The 3,890-nt window shown below is 61.7% G+C and carries 4 protein-coding genes; 2 read left to right on the plus strand and 2 right to left on the minus strand.

Annotation, left to right across the window (positions count from 1 at the left end; all coding sequences use genetic code 11):
* Positions 1-86 precede the first annotated feature (86 nt).
* On the minus strand, positions 87-632 hold the full coding sequence (locus NUV89_RS28390) for a twin-arginine translocation pathway signal protein (RefSeq protein WP_257783921.1): 546 nt from the start codon (positions 630-632) through the stop codon (positions 87-89).
* A 28-nt stretch (positions 633-660) separates the two neighbouring features.
* Complete coding sequence (locus tag NUV89_RS28395) at positions 661-2,088, minus strand: coniferyl aldehyde dehydrogenase (protein ID WP_257783922.1); 1,428 nt, start codon at positions 2,086-2,088, stop codon at positions 661-663.
* Positions 2,089-2,235: 147 nt separating this feature from the next.
* On the opposite strand from NUV89_RS28395, the gene NUV89_RS28400 reads away from it, so the two are divergent.
* Both NUV89_RS28400 and NUV89_RS28405 read left to right on the plus strand, forming a co-directional pair.
* On the plus strand, positions 2,236-2,907 hold the full coding sequence (locus tag NUV89_RS28400; RefSeq protein WP_257783923.1) for a TetR/AcrR family transcriptional regulator: 672 nt from the start codon (positions 2,236-2,238) through the stop codon (positions 2,905-2,907).
* Positions 2,908-2,940: 33 nt separating this feature from the next.
* Positions 2,941-3,795, plus strand: coding sequence for a sulfurtransferase (locus NUV89_RS28405; protein WP_257783924.1), 855 nt, complete (start codon positions 2,941-2,943; stop codon positions 3,793-3,795).
* Positions 3,796-3,890: the final 95 nt, after the last annotated feature.

Genomic DNA, 3,890 nt, shown 5'->3' on the forward strand with positions numbered 1-3,890 from the left:
GGCGGTGGGTCAGTCACTGCCTTCTTCACTGATGCACCGCTTTCGCGAGCAAGCCCGCTCCCACAGTTTTGATCGGGTTATCAGGGCTAGATCTTCGGGGGACCGGGGTAGCCACAGTGTGCCCAGGCCGCCGGCTGGAAATACCACGCCATAATCACCAGCTTGAGCAACGAACCCTGGCCCATGCGCAGCAGATTCAGGTAGCTGTTCTCCCAACGATGCAGGAAGTTGCGGATCTGTTCGCTGCTGGCGTTTTCCCAGCTGCCCCAGATTCCGGTCAACGGCCCACGGGTGATGCCCATGCCCAGCACGTCGAACAGTTGCTGGGTGAGCTTGAACATCTCCGGCGACAGGCGTTGCAGGCTGAAGTCGAGCTTTTTCAGGGTGACCTCGACCCCGCTGGCAACGGCCTCGGCGCTGGCCACGCCTGCCAGCAGCACCGGGATCACCGCGCGCAGGAACGGCAGGTCACTGCTGCGCAGCATCACAAAGCCGCTGGCCGGCGTGCTGCTGGAGCAGCCGCTGAGGCTGGCGCCGAGCCCGGCGGTGGCCAGGAAGGCGCTGGCGCACAGGCCGATTTTCAAGACGCCGCGCCGTGACAGCGCGGGTGTTTCAGTCAGGCTGGGGTTCATTTTTATTGTTATCCCGGGAGTGTTGTTATCAGCGGATAAACAGCTTCTGGATCAACGTCTGGATCGCCTTGCCATAAGGCGGGTAGATCAACTTCGCCGCGTTCAGGCGCTGCTTCACCAGCACACCCTTGGCTTTGCTGAACGTGAGGAAACCTTCGTGGCCGTGGTAGTGGCCCATGCCCGAGGGGCCGATGCCGCCGAACGGCATGTCGTCCTGGGCCACGTGCAGCAGGGTGTCGTTCAGGCACACGCCGCCGGAATGGGTTTCGTGGAGCACGCGGTTCTGTTCGCCCTTGTTGTAGCCGAAGTAATACAGGGCCAGCGGGCGAGGTCGCTGGTTGATGTAGGCAAAGGCCTGGTCAAGGCCGCGATACGGCACGATCGGCAACAGCGGGCCGAAGATTTCATCCTGCATCACCGTCATGTCGTCGCTGACATTCAGCAACAGGCTGTGGGCCATGCGCCGTGCCTGGCCCTGCTCAAACAGCGGGATCAGGGTGGCGCCTTTGTCGGTGGCGTCCTTGGCGTAGGCATTGAGCCGCGCCAATTGCCGTTCGTTGATGATGGCGGTGTAGTCCGGGTTGTCGGCCAGGGTCGGATAAAACCCGCGAATGGCTTGGGTGTAGGCCTCGATGAAACCCTCCACGCGATCTTCCGGCACCAGCACGTAGTCCGGCGCCACGCAGGTTTGCCCCGCGTTCAGGGCCTTGCCGAAGGCGATGCGTTCGGCGGCGTCCTTAAGCGGCACATCGGCGGAGACAATGGCCGGCGACTTGCCGCCCAGTTCCAGGGTCACCGGCGTGAGGTGTTCGGCCGCCGCGCGCATCACATGCTTGCCAATGCTGGTGGCACCGGTGAACAACAGGTGGTCGAAGCGCAGCCTGGAAAACGCGATGCCCATATCGGCCTCGCCAAGGACCACGCACACCAGGTCTTCGGGGAAGATCTTTGCCAGCAGCGTCTTGAGCAATTCGCCGGTGGCGGGGGTGGATTCGCTGAGCTTGAGCATCACCCGGTTACCCGCCGCCAACGCCCCGACCAGCGGGCCAATGGCCAGGTACAGCGGGTAGTTCCACGGCACGATCACCCCGACCACGCCCAGCGGTTGGTAGATGACTTTGGCGGACGCGGGCTGGAAGGCAATGCCTACAGCGCGACGCGAAGGTTTCATCCAGCCTTTGAGGTGTTTGCTGGCGTAGTGAATGCCATGCAGGCTGGGCATCAGTTCGGCGAACAGGGTTTCGTCGGCGCTGCGGTGGCTGAAATCCTGGCTGATGGCGTCGATCAACGCCTGGCGTTCGTCGCTGAGCAGGTCACGCAGGGCCTTGAGCCATTGCTGGCGTTGGCCCGCTGGCGGCATCGGGTTGGCCGCATAGGCGCGCTGTTGGGCGTCGAACAGGTCCTGGAGGTGTTCCAGCGCCTGGGAATCTTGCAGGTAGGCAACGTTGGCAGACATGGCGCAGTTCCCGGTTGTTATAGGTCTGCCTGGATTTTTAGAGTCATTGCTCTAAATTGTCAAATAACATTGCAGCAACATGCAGTTTTATCCCGGCCGAGATAGGCCGTAAGATGCCCCATCACGTGTATAGAAGCTGATTCCCCTATGGCACCACGAGTAAAGACCAGCGAGCGCATTGTGCAAACCAGCCTGGAGCTTTTTAACCAGCAGGGCGAGCGCAGTATCAGCACCAACCATATTGCGGCCCATATGGAAATTTCCCCGGGCAACCTGTACTACCACTTCCCCAACAAGCAGGCGATCATCGCCGTGCTGTTTCGCGAATACGAAGCCCTGGTGGACAGTTTCCTGCGCCCGCCCCAGGGGCGCGCCGCCACCGTCCAGGACAAACGTTTCTATTTACAGGCCTTGCTGGCCGGCATGTGGCGCTACCGTTTCCTGCACCGCGACCTTGAACACCTGCTGGAAAGCGACCCGGAACTGGCCACCGGCTATCGGCGTTTTTCCCAGCGCTGCCTGACCCAGGGCAATGCGATCTACCGGGGGTTTGTCGATGCCGGCATCCTCAATATGAACCCGATCCAGACCGAAGCCCTGACCCTCAACGCGTGGATCATCCTCACGTCGTGGGTGCGCTTCCTGTGCACCACCAATGAAAACTCCGCGCACTTGAGCGCCGAAGCGATCAAGCGCGGGGTGTATCAGGTATTGGTGCTGGAGGCCGGATTTGTCACGCCCGAGGCTAAAGACGCGGTAGACGCGTTGTTCAAAGAGTTTTACGTGCCGTTGAATCAGGCACTGGAAGAAGTGAAGTAGGACCTTTCCCGAATCTGTCCACAGGAGTCCGTCATGCCGCTTGCCCAACTGATCCGCCCCCAGCCATTGGCCGAGCGCCAGCAGTCGCCTGGGCTGGTGATCCTGGATTGCCGCTTTGCCCTCGAAGACCCGGATTACGGGCGTTGCAGCTACGCCGAAGGGCATATCGAGGGCGCGCAATACGCTGATTTGGAGCGCCACCTCAGTGGCCCGGTGACCAAGGGCGTGACCGGTCGTCACCCGTTGCCAGCTGCGGATACGTTGGCGCAGCAACTGCGGGCGTGGGGCATCAGTGCCGACACCGACGTGGTGCTGTATGACGACGGTCCCGGCGCGTTTGCCGCTCGGGCGTGGTGGTTGCTGGCGTGGTTGGGCAAGCGTGATGGTGTGTTTATCCTCGATGGCGGCCTCAAGGCCTGGCATGCCGCGGGTTTCCCGTTGAGCCTGGATGCGCCGGTGATCCAGCCCGGGACCTTCGCCGGCACGCCGGACAACCATGTGTTGCTGGACGCCGAACACCTGCAAAAGCGCCTGGGCCAGCCGGGCCTGACCTTGCTCGATGCCCGCGCCCAGCCGCGCTTTCGCGGTGAGGTGGAGCCGATCGACCCGGTCGCCGGGCATATTCCGGGGGCGCAGTGTGCCGCGTTCAGTGAAAACCTCGGCAGTGATGGGTGTTTCTTGCCGGTTGAGCAGCTCAAGCAACGGTTTGCGGATCAGTTGCAGGGTCGTTCACCGGATGAACTGGTGGCGTATTGCGGCTCGGGGGTGACGGCGTGTCATAACCTGTTTGCCCTGAGCCTGGCGGGGTATCCGTTGGGTAAGTTGTATGCGGGGTCGTGGAGTGAGTGGATTACTGATCCACAGCGGGCGATTGCCACGGGCGACTGAGTTTTTTACCTGTAAACACGATCGAAATGTGGGAGCTGGCTTGCCTGCGATAGCTTTGTGACTGACACACCACTATCGCCGGCCACCCAGCTCCC

The organism is Pseudomonas sp. 18.1.10 (assembly GCF_024655625.1).
Taxonomy (GTDB): Bacteria; Pseudomonadota; Gammaproteobacteria; order Pseudomonadales; family Pseudomonadaceae; genus Aquipseudomonas.